The sequence below is a fragment of the Pontibacter sp. GD13 genome (assembly GCF_058216355.1).
Genome location: NZ_JBYZMQ010000002.1, coordinates 1 through 19,453, shown reverse-complemented (window position 1 = coordinate 19,453; position 19,453 = coordinate 1). Strand labels below are relative to the sequence as shown.

Annotated in this window: 19 protein-coding genes and 1 pseudogene; 10 read left to right on the top strand and 10 right to left on the bottom strand. The window is 51.3% G+C overall.

Annotated elements, in window-relative coordinates:
* The first annotated feature begins 16 nt into the window (after positions 1 to 16).
* The gene (locus tag AC4BAN_RS03640) at positions 17 to 1,120 is read left to right on the top strand and encodes a hypothetical protein (protein ID WP_490563010.1); all 1,104 of its coding nucleotides are present in this window, start codon (positions 17 to 19) and stop codon (positions 1,118 to 1,120) included.
* A gap of 44 nt (positions 1,121 to 1,164) precedes the next feature.
* Here AC4BAN_RS03640 and AC4BAN_RS03635 read toward each other — a convergent pair whose 3' ends face one another.
* Positions 1,165 to 2,364, bottom strand: coding sequence for a THUMP domain-containing class I SAM-dependent RNA methyltransferase (locus tag AC4BAN_RS03635; protein WP_490563009.1), 1,200 nt, complete (start codon positions 2,362 to 2,364; stop codon positions 1,165 to 1,167).
* A gap of 235 nt (positions 2,365 to 2,599) precedes the next feature.
* On the opposite strand from AC4BAN_RS03635, the gene murB reads away from it, so the two are divergent.
* The 3 genes from murB to AC4BAN_RS03620 all read left to right on the top strand — a co-directional run bounded on the left by murB (position 2,600) and on the right by AC4BAN_RS03620 (position 4,630).
* Positions 2,600 to 3,616 (top strand): UDP-N-acetylmuramate dehydrogenase, encoded by a 1,017-nt coding sequence (gene murB, locus AC4BAN_RS03630; protein ID WP_490563008.1) that lies wholly within the window; start codon positions 2,600 to 2,602, stop codon positions 3,614 to 3,616.
* A gap of 86 nt (positions 3,617 to 3,702) precedes the next feature.
* On the top strand, positions 3,703 to 4,137 hold the full coding sequence (locus AC4BAN_RS03625; protein ID WP_490563007.1) for a lipocalin family protein: 435 nt from the start codon (positions 3,703 to 3,705) through the stop codon (positions 4,135 to 4,137).
* Between the two features lie 67 nt (positions 4,138 to 4,204).
* Entirely contained in the window at positions 4,205 to 4,630 is a 426-nt protein-coding gene (locus AC4BAN_RS03620) for a hypothetical protein (protein ID WP_490563006.1), read from the top strand.
* A gap of 77 nt (positions 4,631 to 4,707) precedes the next feature.
* Here the strand turns inward: AC4BAN_RS03620 and AC4BAN_RS03615 are convergent, their stop codons facing one another.
* Positions 4,708 to 7,104, bottom strand: coding sequence for an endonuclease MutS2 (locus tag AC4BAN_RS03615; RefSeq protein WP_490563005.1), 2,397 nt, complete (start codon positions 7,102 to 7,104; stop codon positions 4,708 to 4,710).
* Positions 7,105 to 7,336: 232 nt separating this feature from the next.
* On the opposite strand from AC4BAN_RS03615, the gene AC4BAN_RS03610 reads away from it, so the two are divergent.
* The 4 genes from AC4BAN_RS03610 to AC4BAN_RS03595 are packed head-to-tail and all read left to right on the top strand — an operon-like array spanning position 7,337 to position 9,493.
* Positions 7,337 to 7,786 (top strand): NanQ anomerase/TabA/YiaL family protein, encoded by a 450-nt coding sequence (locus tag AC4BAN_RS03610; protein WP_490563004.1) that lies wholly within the window; start codon positions 7,337 to 7,339, stop codon positions 7,784 to 7,786.
* Positions 7,787 to 7,810: 24 nt separating this feature from the next.
* Positions 7,811 to 8,287: a GNAT family N-acetyltransferase gene (locus AC4BAN_RS03605; protein WP_490563003.1), complete on the top strand. Its 477-nt coding sequence runs from the start codon at positions 7,811 to 7,813 to the stop codon at positions 8,285 to 8,287.
* 41 nt (positions 8,288 to 8,328) lie between these two features.
* Positions 8,329 to 9,132: a HipA family kinase gene (locus tag AC4BAN_RS03600; RefSeq protein ID WP_490563002.1), complete on the top strand. Its 804-nt coding sequence runs from the start codon at positions 8,329 to 8,331 to the stop codon at positions 9,130 to 9,132.
* Positions 9,110 to 9,493, top strand: coding sequence for a DUF3037 domain-containing protein (locus AC4BAN_RS03595; protein WP_490563001.1), 384 nt, complete (start codon positions 9,110 to 9,112; stop codon positions 9,491 to 9,493). The genes AC4BAN_RS03600 and AC4BAN_RS03595 overlap by 23 nt, the downstream gene beginning before the upstream one ends.
* A 22-nt stretch (positions 9,494 to 9,515) precedes the next feature.
* On the opposite strand, the gene AC4BAN_RS03590 is transcribed toward AC4BAN_RS03595, so the two are convergent.
* The 7 genes from AC4BAN_RS03590 to AC4BAN_RS03560 form a co-directional block, all read right to left on the bottom strand.
* On the bottom strand, positions 9,516 to 10,292 hold the full coding sequence (locus AC4BAN_RS03590; RefSeq protein ID WP_490563000.1) for a TIGR02757 family protein: 777 nt from the start codon (positions 10,290 to 10,292) through the stop codon (positions 9,516 to 9,518).
* A gap of 80 nt (positions 10,293 to 10,372) precedes the next feature.
* Positions 10,373 to 11,497 (bottom strand): DNA polymerase III subunit beta, encoded by a 1,125-nt coding sequence (dnaN, locus tag AC4BAN_RS03585; protein WP_490562999.1) that lies wholly within the window; start codon positions 11,495 to 11,497, stop codon positions 10,373 to 10,375.
* Positions 11,498 to 11,603: 106 nt separating this feature from the next.
* Positions 11,604 to 13,295: a gliding motility-associated ABC transporter substrate-binding protein GldG gene (gldG, locus tag AC4BAN_RS03580; RefSeq protein ID WP_490562998.1), complete on the bottom strand. Its 1,692-nt coding sequence runs from the start codon at positions 13,293 to 13,295 to the stop codon at positions 11,604 to 11,606.
* A complete protein-coding gene (gldF, locus tag AC4BAN_RS03575) occupies positions 13,289 to 14,017 on the bottom strand; it encodes a gliding motility-associated ABC transporter permease subunit GldF (RefSeq protein WP_490562997.1) in 729 nt (242 codons plus the stop codon). The genes gldG and gldF overlap by 7 nt, the downstream gene beginning before the upstream one ends.
* Positions 14,018 to 14,110: 93 nt before the next feature.
* The gene (gene gldA / locus AC4BAN_RS03570; protein WP_490562996.1) at positions 14,111 to 15,028 is read right to left on the bottom strand and encodes a gliding motility-associated ABC transporter ATP-binding subunit GldA; all 918 of its coding nucleotides are present in this window, start codon (positions 15,026 to 15,028) and stop codon (positions 14,111 to 14,113) included.
* Between the two features lie 83 nt (positions 15,029 to 15,111).
* Positions 15,112 to 15,816: an SDR family oxidoreductase gene (locus AC4BAN_RS03565; protein WP_490562995.1), complete on the bottom strand. Its 705-nt coding sequence runs from the start codon at positions 15,814 to 15,816 to the stop codon at positions 15,112 to 15,114.
* A 64-nt stretch (positions 15,817 to 15,880) separates the two neighbouring features.
* Positions 15,881 to 16,588: an SDR family oxidoreductase gene (locus tag AC4BAN_RS03560; RefSeq protein WP_490562994.1), complete on the bottom strand. Its 708-nt coding sequence runs from the start codon at positions 16,586 to 16,588 to the stop codon at positions 15,881 to 15,883.
* A 102-nt stretch (positions 16,589 to 16,690) separates the two neighbouring features.
* On the opposite strand from AC4BAN_RS03560, the gene AC4BAN_RS03555 reads away from it, so the two are divergent.
* Together AC4BAN_RS03555 and AC4BAN_RS03550 are read left to right on the top strand one after the other, a co-directional pair.
* A complete protein-coding gene (locus AC4BAN_RS03555; RefSeq protein ID WP_490562993.1) occupies positions 16,691 to 17,422 on the top strand; it encodes an MlaE family ABC transporter permease in 732 nt (243 codons plus the stop codon).
* Positions 17,423 to 17,503: 81 nt separating this feature from the next.
* Entirely contained in the window at positions 17,504 to 18,283 is a 780-nt protein-coding gene (locus tag AC4BAN_RS03550; protein ID WP_490562992.1) for an ABC transporter ATP-binding protein, read from the top strand.
* An 82-nt stretch (positions 18,284 to 18,365) separates the two neighbouring features.
* On the opposite strand, the pseudogene AC4BAN_RS03545 reads toward AC4BAN_RS03550, so the two are convergent.
* Positions 18,366 to 19,367 (bottom strand): annotated as a pseudogene (locus AC4BAN_RS03545) (NupC/NupG family nucleoside CNT transporter); the annotation flags it as partial.
* Positions 19,368 to 19,453 lie beyond the last annotated feature (86 nt).

Below are 19,453 nucleotides of genomic sequence, written 5' to 3'. Positions count from 1 at the left end.
TCACTACCCTTTACTTATGAAACAAAAACTTCTACTCTTTTCAATTTTATTCTTCTTTTCGCTCTGCGCATCTGCACAAGTTCAAAAAGAACAAGGCCGGATCATCAAAGAGGATGGTCAGGAACTAACAGGCTTTATATCCTATTTTTTCGATAGTCCTGCTGAAGTATTCTACTGGGATGCCCAAAACGAGAAACATGTGTTTTCACCGGATGAAATATCTGAGCTCAGATTGTTTAACGGCCAACGATTTTTATCAAGGCCTTTTAAATCTCCTACAACCATTAACAACCAAATCTTTAAGGTAATTCTTATTTCAGACAACATCAGTCTTTATGTTCGTGAGGGCAATAACATAGAACACTATGTAGAAAAAGATGGCATTATTTACAAGCTTGAGAATAACGTTAAATTGATAAAGGAACAAGGCAAAGAATTAAAGTCTTATGATTATCAATATGTAAGTGTATTAAGCCAGTTATTGTCAGACCGTATGGACCTGGTTAGCAATCTTAATCAGATAAAATTGCAGGAGAAAGATCTTCTAAAAATTCTGACTGAGTACGCTAATGGAGATATCAAATATTACTATACACCGAATACAAAGGAAATAAGCTATAATAACTTCTGGTCTGTATATACCCAGCTTAGTAATCATGGCAGCAAGAACGCAAATGTAGAAACAGAGGGTTTTTCTTTTGGTTATCAGGTTGGATTACAATATCACTTTGGGAAAGGCACAAGAAGCTCCGTAAAACTTGCTCTTGACAGATCAACTTACAGTTTTTCAGACTTGAATGTTAAAGCTCTAAGCTTAGTTGCAAAATATCAATATGAGTTTTTGAAAAAAAGTAATTATACATCCTACATTGTTGCTCAAGTTTTAGAATTCACTAAAACTGATATAGATTATACAGCTAGTTGGCATAAAGACTATGAATCCGGTGGTATAGGCATTGGTATTAGACCTGGTATTGGGATAGAAGCAAAGCCATCTGATAAAGTTTCTTTCTTTATAGAATTAAATGATTTGCTATATATGGGGAGTATCCCAAAGAACTTTAGCGTAGGCTTGAACTATAGGTTAGGCAAGACTTCAAATGAATACCTGAAACTCTAAAAGCACAAGCAAAAAGAGCACCTTTATCGGGTGCTCTTCTTGCTTTAGGCCTCCTTGTCTTCCACCTGCCCACCGGCCTCGCTTCTGCGTGAGCCCCGGTACAATTCATACTTTAACAGGCGGCAGTCTATCGAGCCGTTGTATAACGGGATGCGCCGGGAAGCGCGCAGTCCAACATGCTTTGCCGCCTCCAGGTTACCGGTCAGCACAAAGGCATCATAGCCCTGATAGTTCGCCTTTAGGGTATCCCCAATGTTTTTGTAGAGCGTATCAATGTCATCGGATTGAATACGGATGTTGTAAGGCGGGTTCATGACCAGCACACCGCTCTCCGATGGCGCTTTTGTCTGGAAAAAATCGGCCTCCTGAATGGTGATCACCTCTTCCAGGCCGGCGTTGGCCACATTGTTGCGTGCCGCCTCCACATAATCTGCATCAATGTCATACCCGATGATCTGCGCCCTGGGCTTCTCTGCGGCCTTCACCTCAGCTGTTTTCCAGATCATTTCCAGCAGGCTGGCGTCATAGTCCTTCCACTTCTCAAACCCGAAGGGGTCGCGGCGGTACAGACCAGGGGCTATGTTCTGGGCCATCATGGCGGCTTCTATCAACAAGGTACCGGAGCCACACATCGGGTCGATGAAGGTAGACTTGGCATCCCACCCGGACAAGCCGATGATGCCGGCAGCCAGCACTTCGTTTAACGGGGCCACGTTGGTTTGCAGGCGATAGCCCCGGCGGTGCAGCGAGTCTCCCGAAGAATCCAGGGAGAGCGTGACCATGTTCTCGTGCATGTGCAGGTTAAGTCGCAGATCTGGTCGCACCAGGTCTACGGAAGGGCGTTCTCCGGTGGCCTTCCGGAACTGGTCCACGATGGCATCCTTGGTGAGTTGGGCCACATACAGTGAGTGCTCGAAGGTTGAATGGCTCACGGCGGCATCTATGGCCAGGGTCTGGGACACGTCTAAATACTCGGCCCAGTTCGTTTTCTGCACCTGCTCGTAAAGGTCCTTCTCATCACGGGCCTTAAAAATTCGGATCGGTTTCAGAATACGGATGGCGGCGCGGCACCACATGTTGGCCTCGTAGAGCTGCCGCAAATTGCCAGAGCAAGTCACGGCGCGCGTACCCACCTTAATATAATCCATGTCCAGGGCACGCAATTCCGCTGCCAACACCTCCTCTAAGCCTGTCAGGGTGGTGACGGTGATGTTAAAATTTCCGTCCGTATTCTTCTTCGCCATACACTGTTCTTTAAAGATGCCGCAAAGATAAGAAATTAGAAAGTTATAGCGTGGAGGACTTGTATTTTAAGATAGCTGCATGAGCAGATTGCCGTTGCAGGGCAGCTGCTTTTAAGATCAAGCCCCTGCCTATGGCCCATCTGCTGACTTGAAACCAAGCTTTCAAGCGCATTTGCATATTAAACGTTTTAACGCTCTCACGCCAATTCCCTATCTTTACTTAAAATTACGTCCCATGATCATACAGTCAGACTACTCGCTTAAACCCTATAACACCTTTGGGATCGATGTAAAAGCGAAGCTTTTTGTGCGCTTTAGCTCAGTGCAGGAGTTACAGGAGCTTTTGCAAATGCCCGAGCTGCAGGCAGAGCAAAAGCTTGTTTTAGGGGGTGGCAGCAATGTGCTTTTTACGCAGGATTATGATGGTGTAGCCCTTCTGAACGCAATTAAAGGCATAACCATACTCCGTGAGGATGACACGCATGCCTATGTGCGGGCTGGCAGTGGGGAAGTATGGCATGGTTTCGTGCTGTATACTTTAGAGCATAACCTAGGGGGCGTGGAGAACCTGTCGCTGATACCGGGAACCGTGGGGGCGGCGCCCCTGCAAAACATCGGGGCCTATGGCGTAGAACTGAAGGATGTTTTCCATGAGCTGGAGGCGGTACACATCGAAACCGGCGAGCTCCATACTTTTGACGGGAATGCATGCCAGTTCGGTTACCGCGAAAGTGTGTTTAAGAACACCCTGAAAGGGCAGTATATTGTAACAGCAGTTACGTTTAAACTACACAAACAGCACCACCTGAACACCAGCTATGGGGCAATTACCAGCACTCTACAGGAGATGCAGGTAAACCAGCCCACGATACAGGACGTGAGTGCAGCAGTATGCCACATCCGCAGCAGCAAGCTGCCCGACCCGAAAAAGATCGGGAATGCAGGCAGCTTCTTCAAAAACCCAGAGATACCCTTGGCGCAGTTTGAGCAGTTAAAGGCTCAGTTCCCCGCCATTCCCTCTTACCCGGTTTCCGAGACCACGGTAAAGGTGCCAGCCGGCTGGCTGATTGAGCAATGCGGCTGGAAAGGCAAAAGGCTGGGCAACTATGGGGTGCACCTGAACCAAGCCTTGGTGCTGGTCAACTATGGCGGCGCGAAAGGCGATGAGGTCCGGCAGCTTGCCCACGATATCATCGACTCGGTAGAGCGCAAGTTCGGCATCAGGCTTAGTGCGGAAGTGAATATTTTGTAATTTTCAGCCCAGATTGAAAAATAACTGCGTTTTGCCTCAACCAATTTTTGATGACTGCGCTATATATTAAACTTAAACTTGCAGCTATGAACTTAAGAAAACTACACCCATACTTTTTCCTGCTATTCCTTTTTTTCGTCCTTACATCCTGTGATAAAAAATCAGATGGGGAGCCCACTAAAACCGATATCCTGGTAGCCGAGGAATGGAAGGGAGACCAGGTAACCGTAAATGGCATCGACGTGTCTGAAAGGCAGGAGGTGATCAGTGAGATAGGCCGGATTAAAACGGCCCGCATGAAGTTTAACCGAAACAATACCTACGACGCCACCTACGAGAACAACGAGGGTACTCAGTCGGAAAGCGGTACCTGGGAATTTAATGAGGATGAATCCAAGATGACCTTCGACCTGTACGGTGAGGTGAATGTGATGCGGCTAACGGACAAAAACCTTGATTTTACAGCCAAGATTCCCTTTCAGGGTGCAATATTCGATGCAGAGGTTCGATTCGTAAAATAAAGCGCTTCAGTAAGGTTATTCTTAAAATTCCCCATACAAAACTGCTTAAAATTTTAACCACTGTCATATGAACAGATTTAAACTACTTGCTTTCTTCTTTGCCTTATTCCTGACCGCTGCCATTACAGGTTGTGGGAAAGACGACAAGGACAAAGAGCCGACCAGAACCGCTTTGTTAACAACCGACATCTGGCAGGGCAACCGACTTTTTATAGATGGTGACGACGTAACCAGCTTTATCGATATCGATAACACCTCTTGGAATTTTAAAACCGATGGCACATACCTGATAACCATCAGTGGCGACTCAGACAATGGCACTTGGGAGTTTACCGCCGACGAACAAAAAATTGTGGTGGACAAAGGCACCCCCGATGAACTGACAATTGATATCTTAAGGCTTACTGCCGCCAACCTGGACCTGAAATGGGTGGAGGAAGACCCGGACACAGGCGACAGCGCGACAATAGAACTGCGGCTGGTAAAAGACTAAGATCTAAGCATTACTTATAAAACAGGCAGGGCTCCGGATGGAGCCCTGCCTGTTTTATTGTTAGTTTATACTTGGTTTTACTTCAGAACGGCAATGGTGGCGCCATTACCGCCACGCTCCTCCTCTTCATAGCCTACGCTCGCCACTTCAGATACTGCATACAAATAATCGCGCACCACCTGCCGCAACACACCGTTTCCGCGGCCGTGGATGATCTTGATCTCAGGGATGCCCAGCATAATAGCCTCATCCGTAAAATTCATTACCCTTGTCAGGGCATTTTCGGCATACTCGCCGCGTACATCCAGTGTAGTCGTAAAATCGGCCATGCGCTGTGTCATGTTCATGCCGCGCGAATAACCGTTGCCTGACGGGTTTTTCTCGCTCTTTGGTTTCGTGGATACCTGTCCCTCAATTTTTTCGAGATTGTCTATCTTCACGATCGTCTTCAGGCCCCCAAAAAGCACTTCCACCGTCTTGCCTTTTATACTAACCACCTGGCCTACAGAGTTCTGGCCGATCAGAGCTACGTTATCGCCCTCTTTGATACTTGCGTTCGCTATGCGCTTGTGCGCTGGGCGAGGCGCTTCTTTGCGTACTTCCTGCGCAAAGCTCTCCAGTTCTTTTCGGGCTTCCTTGGTCTGCTCCTTTTCTGCCTGGCTTTGCTTGATCTGCTGAATCGTGGATTCGATCTTCTGGTTGGCGTCTTTCAGCAGCAACTTGGCTTTGCCTTTGGCCTCGCGCAGAATATCTTGTTTGCTCTCTTCCAGGTAGTTCTTAAGGTCGTTGTATTCTTTCACATTGCGCTTCAGCTTCAGTTCCAGCCTGGCAGACTCCTGTAATTTTTTCTCCAGCTCCTGCTTCTCTGTTTCCAGTTCTTCCAGCAACCGATCGTACCGGATCTTATCCTTTCCCACCAGGCTGCTGGCCTTGTCAACGATATGCTTTGGCAAGCCAATTTTCCGGGCGATCTCGATGGCAAATGAGGACCCTGGCTTTCCTATTTCCAGTTGATAAAGCGGCTGCAAGTTTTTATGATCGTAGCGCATGGCACCGTTCACAATGCCCGCCGTGCGCTCGGCGTAATTTTTCAGGTTGGTATAGTGCGTCGTGATCACACCGTATACCTTGCTCTCGTTGAGTGTTTGCAGCACTGCCTCCGCAATGGCCCCACCCAGTACGGGCTCAGTGCCCGTGCCGAACTCGTCGATCAGCACCAGGCTCTTGTTATCCGCAACGGTCACGAATTTCTTCATGTTGGTCAGGTGCGAGCTATAAGTACTCAGGTCGTTTTCGATCGACTGCTCATCCCCGATATCAATAAAGATATCCTGAAAGATACCTGCCTCCGAGCTGCTTTCCACCGGAATCAGCATGCCGCACTGCAACATGTACTGCAGCAGGCCCACTGTTTTCAGGCTAACCGATTTTCCCCCGGCATTGGGGCCGGATATGATCAGCATGCGCTGATCGTGGTTTAGCTCGAGGTTCATGGGCACCGTAGGTTTGCCGGCCTGCTTATGGGCCAGGTACAGCAGGGGGTGCGTGGCCTGTTTCCAGTTTATGTGCGGGTACTTCTGCAGTGCGGGCTTTGTGGCCTCTATCCTGCGCGAAAAAGCCGCCTTGGCCCGGATAAAGTCTAGCAGGCCCAGGTACTGGTAAGCCTTGCGCAGCTCCGGCACATGATGGCGCAAGGTTGTTGTAAGCCCGATCAGGATGCGCACCAGTTCCCGGTGATACCCATTCTCCAGATCCTTGATGTCGTTGTTGAGCTCAAAGATGGCTTCCGGCTCGATGTACACCGTGTGGCCTGTGCTCGACTCGTCGTGTATCAGCCCTTTCAGGCGGCGCTTGTGCTCCGCGATAACCGGTATCACCAAACGCCCACCACGAATCGTAGGCTCCACATCAGTGGGTGTCCAGCCTTCGTTTTTGGCATGCCGGATGATGGACTGTATCTGCTTCCGAAGTATGGCCTGCTGCGCGATCAGGTCACGCTTCAGGCGCTGCAGCTCGGGTGTGGCATCGTCGCGCACGGCACCGGCATCGTCTACCACCTTGTCCAGTGCAGCCATTAGGGAGCGCTCGATCAGCACGTTAGCGCCCAATGCCTTTAAGGCCTCGTAGGTGCCCTCCTCAGCCTCAGAAATAAAGCGCAGCGAGTCGCGAATAGTGCGCAGCGACATCTTGATCTCAAAGAAATGCACCACATCCAGGTAAGCACCCTCTATCACGGCCCTGTCCAGGTAGGCAGTTACATCGAAGTAGTGCTGCAGCGGAATAGCGGCATCGGATTCCAGTAGTTGCTTAAACTCGTTTGCTTGTTGCAGCAGGCGTTCCACCAGGTCGTGGCGGTTAGAGAAGTGCATGCGGCCAACAAAGTGGCGGCCTAACGGACTCAGGCATAGCTCAGAAAGCATGTCCCGCACCTGCGCAAATCCAATTTTTATTTCAAAATTCTCGGGATAGATCAATGTTAAGTTTTAATTTACGGCAAATTTAGCATTTTATAACAAGTTTGCGCGCCTGTTTCGTTCGATTCCGGCACACGAATCAGGCAACATTACGCGTGTAAATTGCAACGGCCTACATGTTCAGCCTGCTGCCCGGAAAAAGGTAAGTATAGCTGTCAGGTGGTCTTAACTTTGTCTGATTGCCAGAAAACACGTAAAACCTGTAAGTAACGCCTAACCCGAAACCAACAGCATGATTTTAGACAAACTACAAAACGCAAATCGCTACCACACCCTGCACCCACTTTTCGAGCGCGCCTTTAGGTTTTTGCAGGAGGCGGACCTAAAGAACCTTGCCATTGGGCAGCAGGCCATTATGGGCCGCGAGCTTTTTGCGATCATCTCAGATGGCACAGGCATACCAGAACAGGATGCCAAACTGGAGGCTCACCGCAAATACATCGACATTCAGTACGTCATCTCAGGCACCGATCACATGGGTTGGAAAACCCTGGCACTGTGCAGCGAGCCAAGCGAGCCGTATAACGCCGAGCGCGACGCCGCTTTCTTCCCGGATAAAACCAGAAATTGGTTCGATGTGCCTGCCGGTTATTTCACCATTTTTTATCCTGATGATGCGCACGCCGCAATGGCCACGGAAGAAAGGGTGCGCAAGGTGGTGCTGAAGATCGCGGTAGGTTAATTTCACCAGACAAATGATACACACATGCTCACCCTTTTAAGAACCGACGCAGCTAACCCTGATTTTCATGGGCTGGTGGCTTTGCTCGACCAGGACCTGGAGCAGAAAGATGGCGACGAGCATCCCTTTTATGCCCAGTTCAACAAGCTGGACAGCATTCGGCATGTGGTGGTGGCCTACCAGCAAGGTGAAGCCGTGGGATGCGGCGCCTTTAAGGCATATACCGCCGGTCTTGCCGAGGTAAAGCGTATGTTTGTGTCCGTGCCGCACCGCGGCAGAGGCATTGCCTCGCAGGTGCTGCACGAGCTGGAAAACTGGGCCCGGGAGCTGGGGTTTGAAGCCTGCCTGTTAGAAACCGGCATCAAGCAGACGGAGGCTATCCGGCTCTACCAGAAATCCGGCTATAACTTAATCCCTAACTACGGCCAGTATGCAGGCGTAGCGAACAGTGTGTGCATGCAAAAGTCGCTGTTAACCGCCCCTGACACTAGCGGAAGTTAAATGGCCCTTGCCTTTCTTTAAACACTTTATTTTCACGCAGCATGCTGAAGAACATACCCCCAGAGCTCCGCACCGTTGAGGTAACACGCTATGTAACGCCATTGCGCGAGGGCGGCTCTTTGCCAGCCCTTGTAGAGGCCGACGATGATTTTTTGTATGTGCTCAAATTCCGGGGGGCAGGCCAGGGAATCAAGGCCCTGATAGCGGAGCTGATTGCCGGCGAGCTGGCGCGCACCCTGGGGTTAAAGGTGCCGGAACTGGTCTTCGCTACACTCGATGAAGCCTTTGGCCGCACCGAGCCTGATGAGGAGATCCAGGACCTGCTGCGCGCCAGCGAGGGCCTAAACCTGGCCCTTCACTACCTGACGGGTGCCATTACATTTGATGCCCTGGTTACAAGAATTGATCCGACCCTGGCCTCTCAGATCGTCTGGCTCGACTGCCTCATCACCAACGTAGACCGCACCCCACGCAACACCAACATGCTCATGTGGCACAAAGAACTCTGGCTGATCGACCACGGTGCCTCTCTTTATTTTCATCACGGCGACTATAACTGGCAGGAGCAAGCCAAGCGGCCTTTTGTGCAGGTAAAAGACCATGTGCTGTTACCGCAGGCCAGCGAACTGCCTGCCGTAGATGCCGCCTTCCGTCACATACTTACACCGGCGCGCATCCGCGCCATCGTATCCCTGATTCCGGAGGAGTGGCTGCAAACCATCGACTCCCCTTTTGAAACAACGCAGGAACACCGGCAGGTGTACAGCAGCTTTTTAGAAACCCGCCTGGCCCATACTGAAATATTTATAAAAGAAGCGCAAGATGCAAGAAAAGCACTTATTTGAATACGCTGTGATTCGCGTGGTGCCCTGCGTGGAGCGGGAGGAGTTCCTCAACGTGGGTGTAGTGCTCTACTGTGCCTCCAAGGGCTTCCTGAAAACCATGTATACGCTTAACCCTACCCGGTTGTGCGCCTTTTCTGATACCCTGGACCCTGAAGAACTGCTGGAGCGCCTCCGGGCTTTTGAACGCATCTGCGAGGGCCGGCGCGAGGGTGGCACCATCGGCAGCCTGCCGATCGCCTCACGGTTCCGCTGGCTAACCGCTACCCGCAGCACCGTAGTCCAGACCTCACCGGTTCACCCGGGCCTGTGCACCGACCCGCAGCAAACCCTGGAAAGGCTCTTCAGGCAGCTGGTGAGTTAGAGGGAGGGAACAAGCGACATGCCTAAAACTTCTCATCCACGCCCAGGCTGAACAAGGCATAATCATACTTTACGGGGTCCTTCGGGTCGAAAGCCCGCAGGTGGTCGGTTAACTCCTCTGCCGTTTGCCAGTCCATGCCTTTGCGCGTGATCAGGCCAAGTTTGCGGCTTACGCGCTCCACATGCACATCGCAGGGACAGATCAGCTCGCTCATGCGCATGGTATCCCAAATGCCGAAATCCACGCCTCCGTTGTCTTTCCGCACCATCCAGCGCAGGTACATGTTCAGGCGCTTGCACGCTGACTTACGGGCTGGGGTGGCAATGTGCTTGCGGGTCCGTTGCGGGGCATCATCCAGGCTGAAGACCAGGTTATGGAAATACTCCAGCCGCTGCTTCTGCGAAGTCAGCTCGTTATTTTGTCCGGTAAAAGCGGTTTCCAGGCTATCGTTCCGGCTGTAGTACCACCTGAAAAAGTGGAGCAGGTACAGCAGGTCGGTGTCGTTAAAGGTGCGGTGCTTAAAACCCAGAAACCGGCGCAGGTCCTGCTCCTCATGCTGCAGGATAAACTGATGGGGAGCGTTGTCCATCAGGTCCATCAGTTTGAAGCAGTTGTTGATGATGGTTTTCCGTTGGCCCCAGGCCAGGATGGCCGCAAAGAAACCGCTGATTTCGATGTCCTGCTTTTTGATGAAACGGTGTGGTATGGAAACCGGGTCGTTGGGTATAAAGCCGGGCCGGTTATACTTTTCAACCCGGTTATCCAGCAAAGCCTTTATAGTGGCAAAGTCTTGTTTCATGAGGTCTTATACGTGAGGGGGTAAAAACAAAAAGGTGAGCCGTTACGACTCACCTTTTTGCAACAGGAGAAACACACTTCCTATACGTAGTTGTTCAGCATTACCGGCATCACCAGCATCAGAACATTTTCATTGTCTTCGTTTACGATCGGCATCAGCAACCCGGCGCGGTTCGGGGTTGAGAGCTCAAAGGTGATCTCATCAGAATCAAGGTTATTGAGCATCTCCATCAGAAACTTGGCGTTAAAGCCAATCTCCATGTCCTCTCCCTCGTACTGGCACGAAAGGCGTTCGTTCGCTTCGTTCGAAAAGTCAAGGTCTTCGGCAGATACCTGCATCTCAGAGCCATTCAGCTTCAGCCGGATCTGGTGCGTTGTTTTGTTAGAGTAGATGGAAATACGTTTCACCGAGCTTAACAGGTCCTGGCGGTCAATCACCAGTTTGTTCGGGTTCTGAACCGGTATCACATTCTCATAATCCGGGTAGCGCTCGTCAATCAGGCGGCAGATCATGCGGATGTTGTCGAAGCTGAAAAAGGCGTTAGACTGGTTAAACTCCATGCGCACGGCGGTGGCCTCGGAAGGCAGCGTAGACTTTAGCAGTGTAAAGGCCTTGCGAGGAATGATCAGCGATGCTTCCTGGCTTGTAGAAATATCAGTGCGGCGGAAGCGCAGCAGGCGGTGCCCGTCAGTGGCCACAAATGTGATGTTATCGTTGCGCAGCTGCACGTAGATACCCGTCATGGCCGGACGGAGCTCGTCGGTGCTTACGGCAAAAATAGTCTTGTTGATGGCCCGCGCCAGCACATTCGATGGGATATCGATGGCGTTGGCTCCCTGCACGATGGGCACGCGGGGGAAATCGGTTGCATTTTCGCCTGACAGCTTGTAGCGGCCATTAGAAGAGCTGATCTCGATGGTGTACGTCTCCTCGTCGATGGTGAAGGTCACCGGCTGATCCGGCAGGTTCTTTAACGTCTCCAGCAAGATTTTGGCAGGAGCGGCAATACGGCCGTTCTCTTTCGCTTCCACGTGCAGTTCCGTGATCATGGATGTCTCCAGGTCGCTGGCTGTAATGGTGAGCGTGCTGTCGTTTATCTCGAACAAAAAGTTCTCAAGGATAGGAACTACCGGGTTATTGGTAACCACTCCATTTATACTGGATAACTGCTTCAGGAGAGCAGAGGAAGAGACGATGAATTTCATTATTATACCTATAATGTTATTAGGACAAAGTTATTAATATTTCGCATTTATGCTACCACTTTGCCAAGTGCTTTTTCGGGAATTAACGGCACAGGGCATAAGAATACTAAAAACGGGCATACTTGCGCTTGCGCAGGTAATAACGCACAAGCCCAAAGAGCACGAGCAGCCCGATCGGGGCCAGCAGGTTCAGCAAAGTCCAGAAGGTTTTCTCCTCTTTTACCCGCACCTTATCCAACGGACGAAGCTGTATCTCTTTGCTGCGTACGTTGATAAGCCCCTCCGCGTCTAACAAATAATTCACGGTGTTCACGGCCAGCTCTTTGTTAGCGAAGGTAATGTTATTAAAACGGTCAAAACCGAGTTCATAAGCCTGCCCTGTGCGGGGGTTCACCTCGTTGCGCACCAGGTCGCCATCAGAGAAAACCGCGATCTTTGTTGCTACGCCCTGCTCCTTCACCTGCGCGGCAGCCTCTCCCTGGGGCGCTCTTCTGTTCTTAAACAAGGAGGTAAATTTGCCTTCCAGCAGGTAGCCCACCGGCAACTCCCCTGCCTGGTATTGCTCCGGCTTTACCTCCATGCGCGCTTCCTCCAGGGTGAGGGGCACCGGCGGCTGTAACACCCGCGAATATTTGGAGGTGTACAGCAACGGCGTTTTCCTTATTCCGTCTGCCCGCACCGTGTCTATGGTGCCGATGAACTTAGCGTATACCGCATCGAGGTTTCGTGTGATGGGGTGCTTGGCAAACTTGTTGAGCAAGGGGTAGAAGCGCCAGTTGAGCATCTCTGTCTGTGGCTTCTCGCCCATATACCCGGTTACCACCGGAATAAAACCTGAATTCAGGTCCATGATCAGGGTGGGGTTCAGGCGTACCCCGTAGCGGAACAACATGTCGTCGAGGTTGAGGTTGTAGGGGATGGCGAACATCCCCCCTGCCCCCACGCTGTCCATGTTGGCGTTGAGGGCATCCACAAAAAAGACCGCTTTGCCCCCGTTCATGATAAACTGATCAATTTTATACTTGTCGGCCTCCGTGAACTGCACTGTCGGTTTGGCCACGATGATCAGATCCAGCCCTTCCAGTGAGGGTATCTGGGAGAGTTCGCCACGGGCCACGCGGTAATACTCCTGCAATGTGCCCAAAAAATCGGTTACCTGCTGCATCTCCAGCTCCCCCTGCCCTGTCAGGTAGCCGATGATCCGGTTGCCCCGGAAGGCCATTTTACGGATTGCGGAGGCAAGCGCATACTCCACCCCTTCCACAGATTGGTTCAGGCGCTCATCAGGCGTGGCCGCCAGATTGCCCTTCAGCAGGTTTACAGCCGTTTCCTCGCCCTTATACTTTACAATGGCCCCCGGAAAAACCAGGCGCTCCACCTGCTTGCCATCCTCGGTGGCCCGCAGGTTTGTCGGCATGATCCCTTTCTTGGCCAACTCCGTAATAAAGGCATTGCGCTGCGTTTCGTCGCTTATCTCGCTGGGGTCTATAAAATTGTAGCGCAGGTTGCCCCCGGAGTAGATCCTGAATTCATCCAGCGTTTCCTTTACCGACTGCTGCAACCGCCGGAAACCGGCCGGGAACTCCCCCTCCAGGTATACATCCACCACCACCTCGCCGGGTAGTTCCTGCAGCATTTGCCGTGTTACGGGGGCGATGGTGTAGCGCTTGTCCTCGGTCAGGTCAAGCCGAAGGAAGTAATTGGCGGCCAGTATGTTCAGCAGCACGATGGCTGCCAGCCAGCCAACGAAGCGTAGTATATCCTGGTTGCGCCTGTTCTTGTTTTGTCCGGTTACCATTTTCTGCTCCTCAACACAAGTTTAGTGGCCAGTAACATCACAGCGATCACGCTTAAAAAATAAAGCACGTCGCGCGAGTCGACGAGTCCTTTGCTGATAGCCGAATAATGGTAGGCAATGCCCAGCTGGCTAATGAGGTAGCCGAAACTGCCCCAAACCGGCACGGTGGCAATGGAATCGAAGCCGGTGTAAATGATGAAGCACAGGAAAATGGCCACCACAAAGGAAATGATCTGGTTGTTGGAAACCGAAGAGGCAAAAACGCCAATGGCACAGAACACACCCGCCAGAAAAACCAGGCCCAGGTACGAACCCACCACCGCCGCCGAATCGATGTTTCCCTGCGGGTTGCCCAGCGCATACACCGTGTAATAATAGAGTAAAGTGGGCAGCAAGGCGAACAGTGCCAACAGCAGGGCGGCAAAGTACTTGCCAAGTATAAGCCCCAGGTCCGAGATGGGTTTGGTGAGCAACAGCTCCATCGTCCCTTCCCGCTTTTCTTCCGCGAAGGTACGCATGGTGATGGCGGGTATCAGGAACAGAAAGAGCCAGGGGGCCATGTTAAAAAGGGTTTGCATATCGGCAAACCCGTATTCCAGCACGCTGCTTTCCGGGAAGACCCACATAAACATTCCGGTCGCGACCAGGAACACCGCAAGCACAATGTAGGCGATCAGCGAATTGAGGAAGCCGTTAAATTCTTTTTTGAGTATCGGGAGCATTTGTCTTTATTTCAATTGCAAAGCATCAAGCAGCGCGAAACACCACATTGACAGTAGCCTTCGGTGCGCGCGTCATACTTGAGCCTTTCAGATTTATCCTTGTTTGGTGAGTTCCTGAAAAATTTTCTCGAGGGAGTTCTCCTCCTGGCGCAGGCCTACCAGCGGCAGGTTGTGCTGGGCGGCAAGCCGGAAAACATCTGCCCGGATGTCGGCCTCTTTCCTGGAGATGATGCGGTATGTGCTGGCCGCTGCCGGCTCTACGCGCAGCACGCCCGGTATACTTTGTAAGATATCCAGCGCGACAGGTTGTTCAAATTCCACCAGGGTTGTTTTCTCAGCTTTACCCCCGGCCTGCAAAGCGGCCACGTCGCTGTCGGCCACCAGTTCGCCCCGGTTGATGATGACTACCCGATCGCAGATGGCGGCCACCTCCTGCATGATGTGCGTAGAGAAGATAACGGTTTTATCCTGGCCGATCTGCTTGATCAGGGCGCGGATATCCACGATCTGGTTGGGGTCGAGGCCGGTGGTGGGCTCGTCCAGGATCAGCACTTTCGGGTCGTGCACCAGCGCCTGCGCCAGGCCCACGCGTTGGCGATAGCCTTTGGAGAGGGCGCCGATCTTCTTGCCCTGCTCCAGTGTAAGTCCGCACAGCTCCACCATCTCCTGCACACGCGCTTTTGCCCAACTGCCCTTCAGGCCGTAAATGGAAGCCACAAAATGCAGGTACTCATGCACGTACATGTCGAGGTACAAGGGGTTGTGCTCGGGCAGGTAGCCGACCAGGCGCCTGACGGCCATCGGCTCCTGCACCACATCGTGTCCGTTTACCAGCACCGATCCAGAGGATGGGGGCAGGTAGCAGGTGGCAATCTTCATGGTCGTGGACTTGCCGGCCCCGTTCGGACCCAGGAAACCCAATATCTGCCCCGGCTCCACCGTGAACGAAATATCGTTTACGGCGCGCTGTGTACCAAATAGCCTGGTCAGGTTTTTTACTTCAACTGACAACCTTCTTAAAGTATAAAGATGAATGAATAGGGATTGTGCTTTTATCCGGCCCCAAAACTACAAAAGCACTGCCAGATTCCACGTTATTTCTTCGCCTTGCCCTTCGGCATGAGCGGGCGCACCTCAATGTCAACGTGGTGGTAGTTGGGATGCGATTCCAGGGCATGCAAAATGGTGGATGCAATGTCCTCGGGCCGCATCATGTTCTCGTTCACTGTCACGCTCTCGATGTTATCGAAAAAGTTGGTTTGCACGGAGCCGGGGTAAATGCAGGTGACTTTAACGCCATAGTTGCGCACCTCCTTGTAGAGTGCATGCGAGATACCCCGCACCGCATGCTTGCTGCCGCAGTAGCCCGCCATCTGTTCGATTCCGGTGGTGCCGGCTATCGAGGAGATGTTGATGATGTGCCCTTCTTCCAGCTCCTTCATACCGGGCAGTACCAGGCGGGTGCAGTAAAAGATGCCGTTCACGTTTGTTTCAAACATTGTGTGCCAGTCGTCCAGGCTCATGTCTTCCAGCAGCCCCGCCACGCCCAGTCCTGCGTTGTTGATGAGCACCTGCACATGCGTGCCCAAGTGCGAGATCGTCTGGTCAAATGCCCGCTGTACTGACTCGCTGTAGCGCACATCGCACTCAAAAAAATGGAAATTCTTGTGTTCGACGGGGGGCGCTGTGCGGCCCCAGCCTGCTACAATAACCCCTTTTTCCAGCAATGTATTAACGGTAGCCAGGCCAATGCCTTTGCTGACGCCGGTTACCACAGCTAGTTTACCTTCTAAGTTCATATTTTTAGGTTTTAGTGTTGCATGAGAATGCGCGTAAATGAGCGATCATACAGATGCATGAAATTTAAATATCCCCTAATTGTGGCCTGATCAGCATTTCCTCCACCACGCTGTTCTCTGACAGGATGTAGGCGTTGTAAATTGCCATAGCCACGTCTTCGGCTTTAATAAAGCGCTCCGGTGGCAGGTCTACTCCTTCCCAGCTGGCTGTTAAAGTAGCCCCCGGAAGTATGGCCGTTACCCGCACGTTATGTTCCTTTGTTTCCTCACGCAAGACCTTTGTCATGCCATACAGGGCATATTTTGAAATACAATACGCCCCTCCATTGATATAAGGCGTAATGCTGGCCGTGGAACACAGGTTAAAAATATGTCCTGAACGGCGCTTGATCATGTCGCCAATAAAAGCCTTCGTGATATAATAGGCGCTGTAGAGGTTGGTGTTGATCATGAAAGGCAGCGCGTCGTCATCTTCCTCCTGAATTTTGCCCGGCACAAAAAGGCCACTGTTGTTGACCAGTACATCTACTTTTACCCCCAGCTTTTGCACGTACTCTGTAAACGCTTTTAAGGATTTTCTGTCGCTTAGATCTGCTTCCTGGTAAAAGACCTTGGAAAAGGTATAGCTTTGTTCGATCTCCAGCTTTAACTTCTTCAAGTCTTTTTCGTTTCTGGAACAGGTGATAATCTGAAAACCTTCTTTGGCGAATTGCTCAATTACAGCTCGGCCAATCCCCTTCGTTCCACCTGTCACCAAAATGTATTGTTGCATAAATATGTATCGTTTTATATGTTTTGCGATTTTAAACGTAAGATAGGTATTAAAACCCTATTTTTGTTTAAAAACACGCTTTAAACTAGCACCAGACCTTTTATGTTGCAACACTTCGGAAAGTACCTGCTCTTCATATCGAGCTTATTTAGTCGCAGCGAATCGCCCAGGATCATTTTTAACAGAACGATAGACGAGGCCATACTTATTGGCATCAACTCAATTTTTATTGTCGCTATCGTGTCCACCTTCATTGGCGCGGTAACCTGCGTGCAGGTGTCCTATAACCTGACAAGTGCCTTTATCCCGAACTCCACTATTGGCTTTATGGTACGTGAGATGACCATTTTGGAGCTTGCCCCCACCATCACCTCCATTGTGCTGGCAGGCAAAGTAGGTTCCAGCATCGCCGGTGGTCTGGGCACTATGCAGATAACGGAGCAAGTGGATGCGCTGGAGGTGATGGGCATCAACTCGGCCTCCTACCTGGTGCTGCCCAAGATATTGGCGGCCCTGTTGGTGTTCCCTATGCTGGTGGTGCTGGCCATGTTTCTGTCTATTGGCGGGGGCTTTGTTGCCGGCACAGTAACCGGGGCGCTTACCTCACAGGAGTATATCTCGGGTATACGCGAGGACTTTATTGCCTACAATGTGGTGTTTGCACTGATAAAATCTGTCGTGTTTGCCTACCTGATCGCCTCTATTTCATCTTTTAGGGGTTATTACACCTCAGGAGGCGCTTTGGAAGTGGGTGCTGCCAGTACAACCGCCGTAACCAACAGTGTGATAGCTGTTTTGATCGCCGACTTCGTTTGCGCGCAGTTGCTGCTCTGAGACAGACAAAGGCATTAGTATAATTTTAGCCCCTTGCAGTATACTTTCGTATTGCTACCTGAGGCACATTAACTGAATCCAATGATAGAGATACACAATATACACAAATCATTTAACGGAAAGAAGGTGCTGGATGGTATCAGCGGGGTGTTCGAAACCGGCAAAACCAACCTGTTGCTAGGGGCCAGCGGTACAGGTAAAAGCGTGCTTTTGAAATGCATTGTCGGTTTAATTAAACCTGACCTTGGCAGTGTTACCTTCGATGGCACCTATTTTACAAACAACAAGCTGGATATACGGCAGGAGATCCGCCGTAAAATCGGCATGCTGTTCCAGGGGGCTGCCCTCTTCGACTCCATGACGGTGGAGCAGAATGTAGAGTTTCCGCTGAAAATGCTTTCTAAAATGCACAAGGACGAGCGCATGGACAGGGTAAACTTTTGCCTGAAACGCGTTGGGCTGGAGAATGCAAACGATAAAATGCCCTCTGAGCTTAGCGGGGGTATGATGAAGCGCGTGGGCATAGCACGGGCCATTGCCCCCAATGCCACCTACCTTTTCTGCGATGAGCCGAACTCTGGTCTTGACCCTCTTACAGCCATTAAGATAGACGCGCTTATTAAGGAGATCACGGAGGAGTACGGCATCACCACCATTGTGGTAACGCATGATATGAACTCCGTGATCGAAATCGGCGATAACATCATGTTTCTGTACGAAGGCAGAAAACTTTGGGAAGGTAACCGGGACGATATCATGGACTCTGATGTAAAAGAGCTGAATAACTTTATCTTTGCAAACCGCCTGATGCGCGATGCTAAAAAAATTGAGGAAGAGGAAGGACACGCAGAGCGCAACTAGGCCTTCCTCCCTACATGCAGAAGCGCCTCCTGGTTTATCCGGGAGGCGCTTCTGCATGTAGGGAGGAAAAGTATAGAAGAGCCTAGTTCAGGCCAAAGAGCATGCCCGATACCGTGGCAGTCATCATACAGGCCAGGGAGGCACCGAGCAGGGCCAGGAAGCCAAGCTTGGACAGGTTGCCCTGCTGGCTTGGGGCCATACTACCGATCCCGCCAATCTGGATGGCAATAGAGCTGAAGTTAGAAAAGCCGCACAAAGCGTACGTGGACATGATGAGCGCCTTCGGCCCCAACAGGTCCGCACTTTTCATCTCTGCCAGGTCCAGGTAAGCCACAAATTCGTTAATGGCGGTTTTCTGCCCTAGTAAACTGCCTACCAGCAGCGAATCCTGCCACGGAACGCCCATGATAAAGGCAAAAACCCTGAAAATCTGGCCTAAAATGTATTGCAGCGAGAATCCGGAGAAACGACCGTCGGTGGAGGCAATTACCCATTCGTTCAGGCCTGTCATGTCGCCCACCAGGTCTGTTAGCAGGTAGTTTACCAGCGCGATAACGGCAATGAAAGCTAACAGCATACCACCCACGTTGGCAGCCAGCTTAAGGCCATCGGCAGCTCCACGCGACAAGGCATCAACCAGGTTAACGCCTAACTGCTCGTCGTTCACGGCCAGTTCGGTGTGTATTTTTTCCGGTTCTGTTTCCGGTATCAGTATTTTAGCCAGCACGATGCCGGCCGGCGCGTTCATGATAGAAGCGGTAAGCAAATGGGCCGCAAAAATCGCCTTCTGCGCCGGGTCATCGCCTCCCAGGAAGGCAACGTAGGCTGCCAGCACCCCGCCGGCCAGCGTGGCCATCCCCCCTGTCATCAGGCACATCAGCTCTGAGCGCGTCATGCGGGCAATGAAGGGGCGAACCAATAAAGGAGCCTCTGTCTGGCCCAGGAAGATGTTACCCGCGGCTGACAGGCTCTCTGCGCCTGACAGGCGCATGCCCTTCGACATGACCCAGGCAATACCATAAACCACCTTTTGTAAAACACCCAGGTAATATAGGGGGTAAAACAAAACTGCAATAAAGAATAAAAGGCAAAAAGGCAAAAAAAAGGCGTTTTTTGCAGATATAGGCGGTTTTTGGTGGAAAAGTGAGCTACTGGCCATGTAAAACGAAA

What these genes read in the sequence shown, in the direction of transcription:
- AC4BAN_RS03560 (WP_490562994.1), bottom strand. Translation starts at nt 16,588, where the DNA reads ATGCAACAATACATTTTGGTGACAGGTGGAACGAAGGGGATTGGCCGA.
- AC4BAN_RS03635 (WP_490563009.1), bottom strand. Translation starts at nt 2,364, where the DNA reads ATGGCGAAGAAGAATACGGACGGAAATTTTAACATCACCGTCACCACC.
- AC4BAN_RS03600 (WP_490563002.1), top strand. Translation starts at nt 8,329, where the DNA reads ATGCTGAAGAACATACCCCCAGAGCTCCGCACCGTTGAGGTAACACGC.
- gldG (WP_490562998.1), bottom strand. Translation starts at nt 13,295, where the DNA reads ATGGTAACCGGACAAAACAAGAACAGGCGCAACCAGGATATACTACGC.
- AC4BAN_RS03640 (WP_490563010.1), top strand. Translation starts at nt 17, where the DNA reads ATGAAACAAAAACTTCTACTCTTTTCAATTTTATTCTTCTTTTCGCTC.
- AC4BAN_RS03555 (WP_490562993.1), top strand. Translation starts at nt 16,691, where the DNA reads ATGTTGCAACACTTCGGAAAGTACCTGCTCTTCATATCGAGCTTATTT.
- AC4BAN_RS03620 (WP_490563006.1), top strand. Translation starts at nt 4,205, where the DNA reads ATGAACAGATTTAAACTACTTGCTTTCTTCTTTGCCTTATTCCTGACC.
- AC4BAN_RS03550 (WP_490562992.1), top strand. Translation starts at nt 17,504, where the DNA reads ATGATAGAGATACACAATATACACAAATCATTTAACGGAAAGAAGGTG.
- murB (WP_490563008.1), top strand. Translation starts at nt 2,600, where the DNA reads ATGATCATACAGTCAGACTACTCGCTTAAACCCTATAACACCTTTGGG.
- AC4BAN_RS03590 (WP_490563000.1), bottom strand. Translation starts at nt 10,292, where the DNA reads ATGAAACAAGACTTTGCCACTATAAAGGCTTTGCTGGATAACCGGGTT.
- AC4BAN_RS03595 (WP_490563001.1), top strand. Translation starts at nt 9,110, where the DNA reads ATGCAAGAAAAGCACTTATTTGAATACGCTGTGATTCGCGTGGTGCCC.
- gldF (WP_490562997.1), bottom strand. Translation starts at nt 14,017, where the DNA reads ATGCTCCCGATACTCAAAAAAGAATTTAACGGCTTCCTCAATTCGCTG.
- AC4BAN_RS03605 (WP_490563003.1), top strand. Translation starts at nt 7,811, where the DNA reads ATGCTCACCCTTTTAAGAACCGACGCAGCTAACCCTGATTTTCATGGG.
- dnaN (WP_490562999.1), bottom strand. Translation starts at nt 11,497, where the DNA reads ATGAAATTCATCGTCTCTTCCTCTGCTCTCCTGAAGCAGTTATCCAGT.
- AC4BAN_RS03625 (WP_490563007.1), top strand. Translation starts at nt 3,703, where the DNA reads ATGAACTTAAGAAAACTACACCCATACTTTTTCCTGCTATTCCTTTTT.
- AC4BAN_RS03610 (WP_490563004.1), top strand. Translation starts at nt 7,337, where the DNA reads ATGATTTTAGACAAACTACAAAACGCAAATCGCTACCACACCCTGCAC.
- AC4BAN_RS03565 (WP_490562995.1), bottom strand. Translation starts at nt 15,816, where the DNA reads ATGAACTTAGAAGGTAAACTAGCTGTGGTAACCGGCGTCAGCAAAGGC.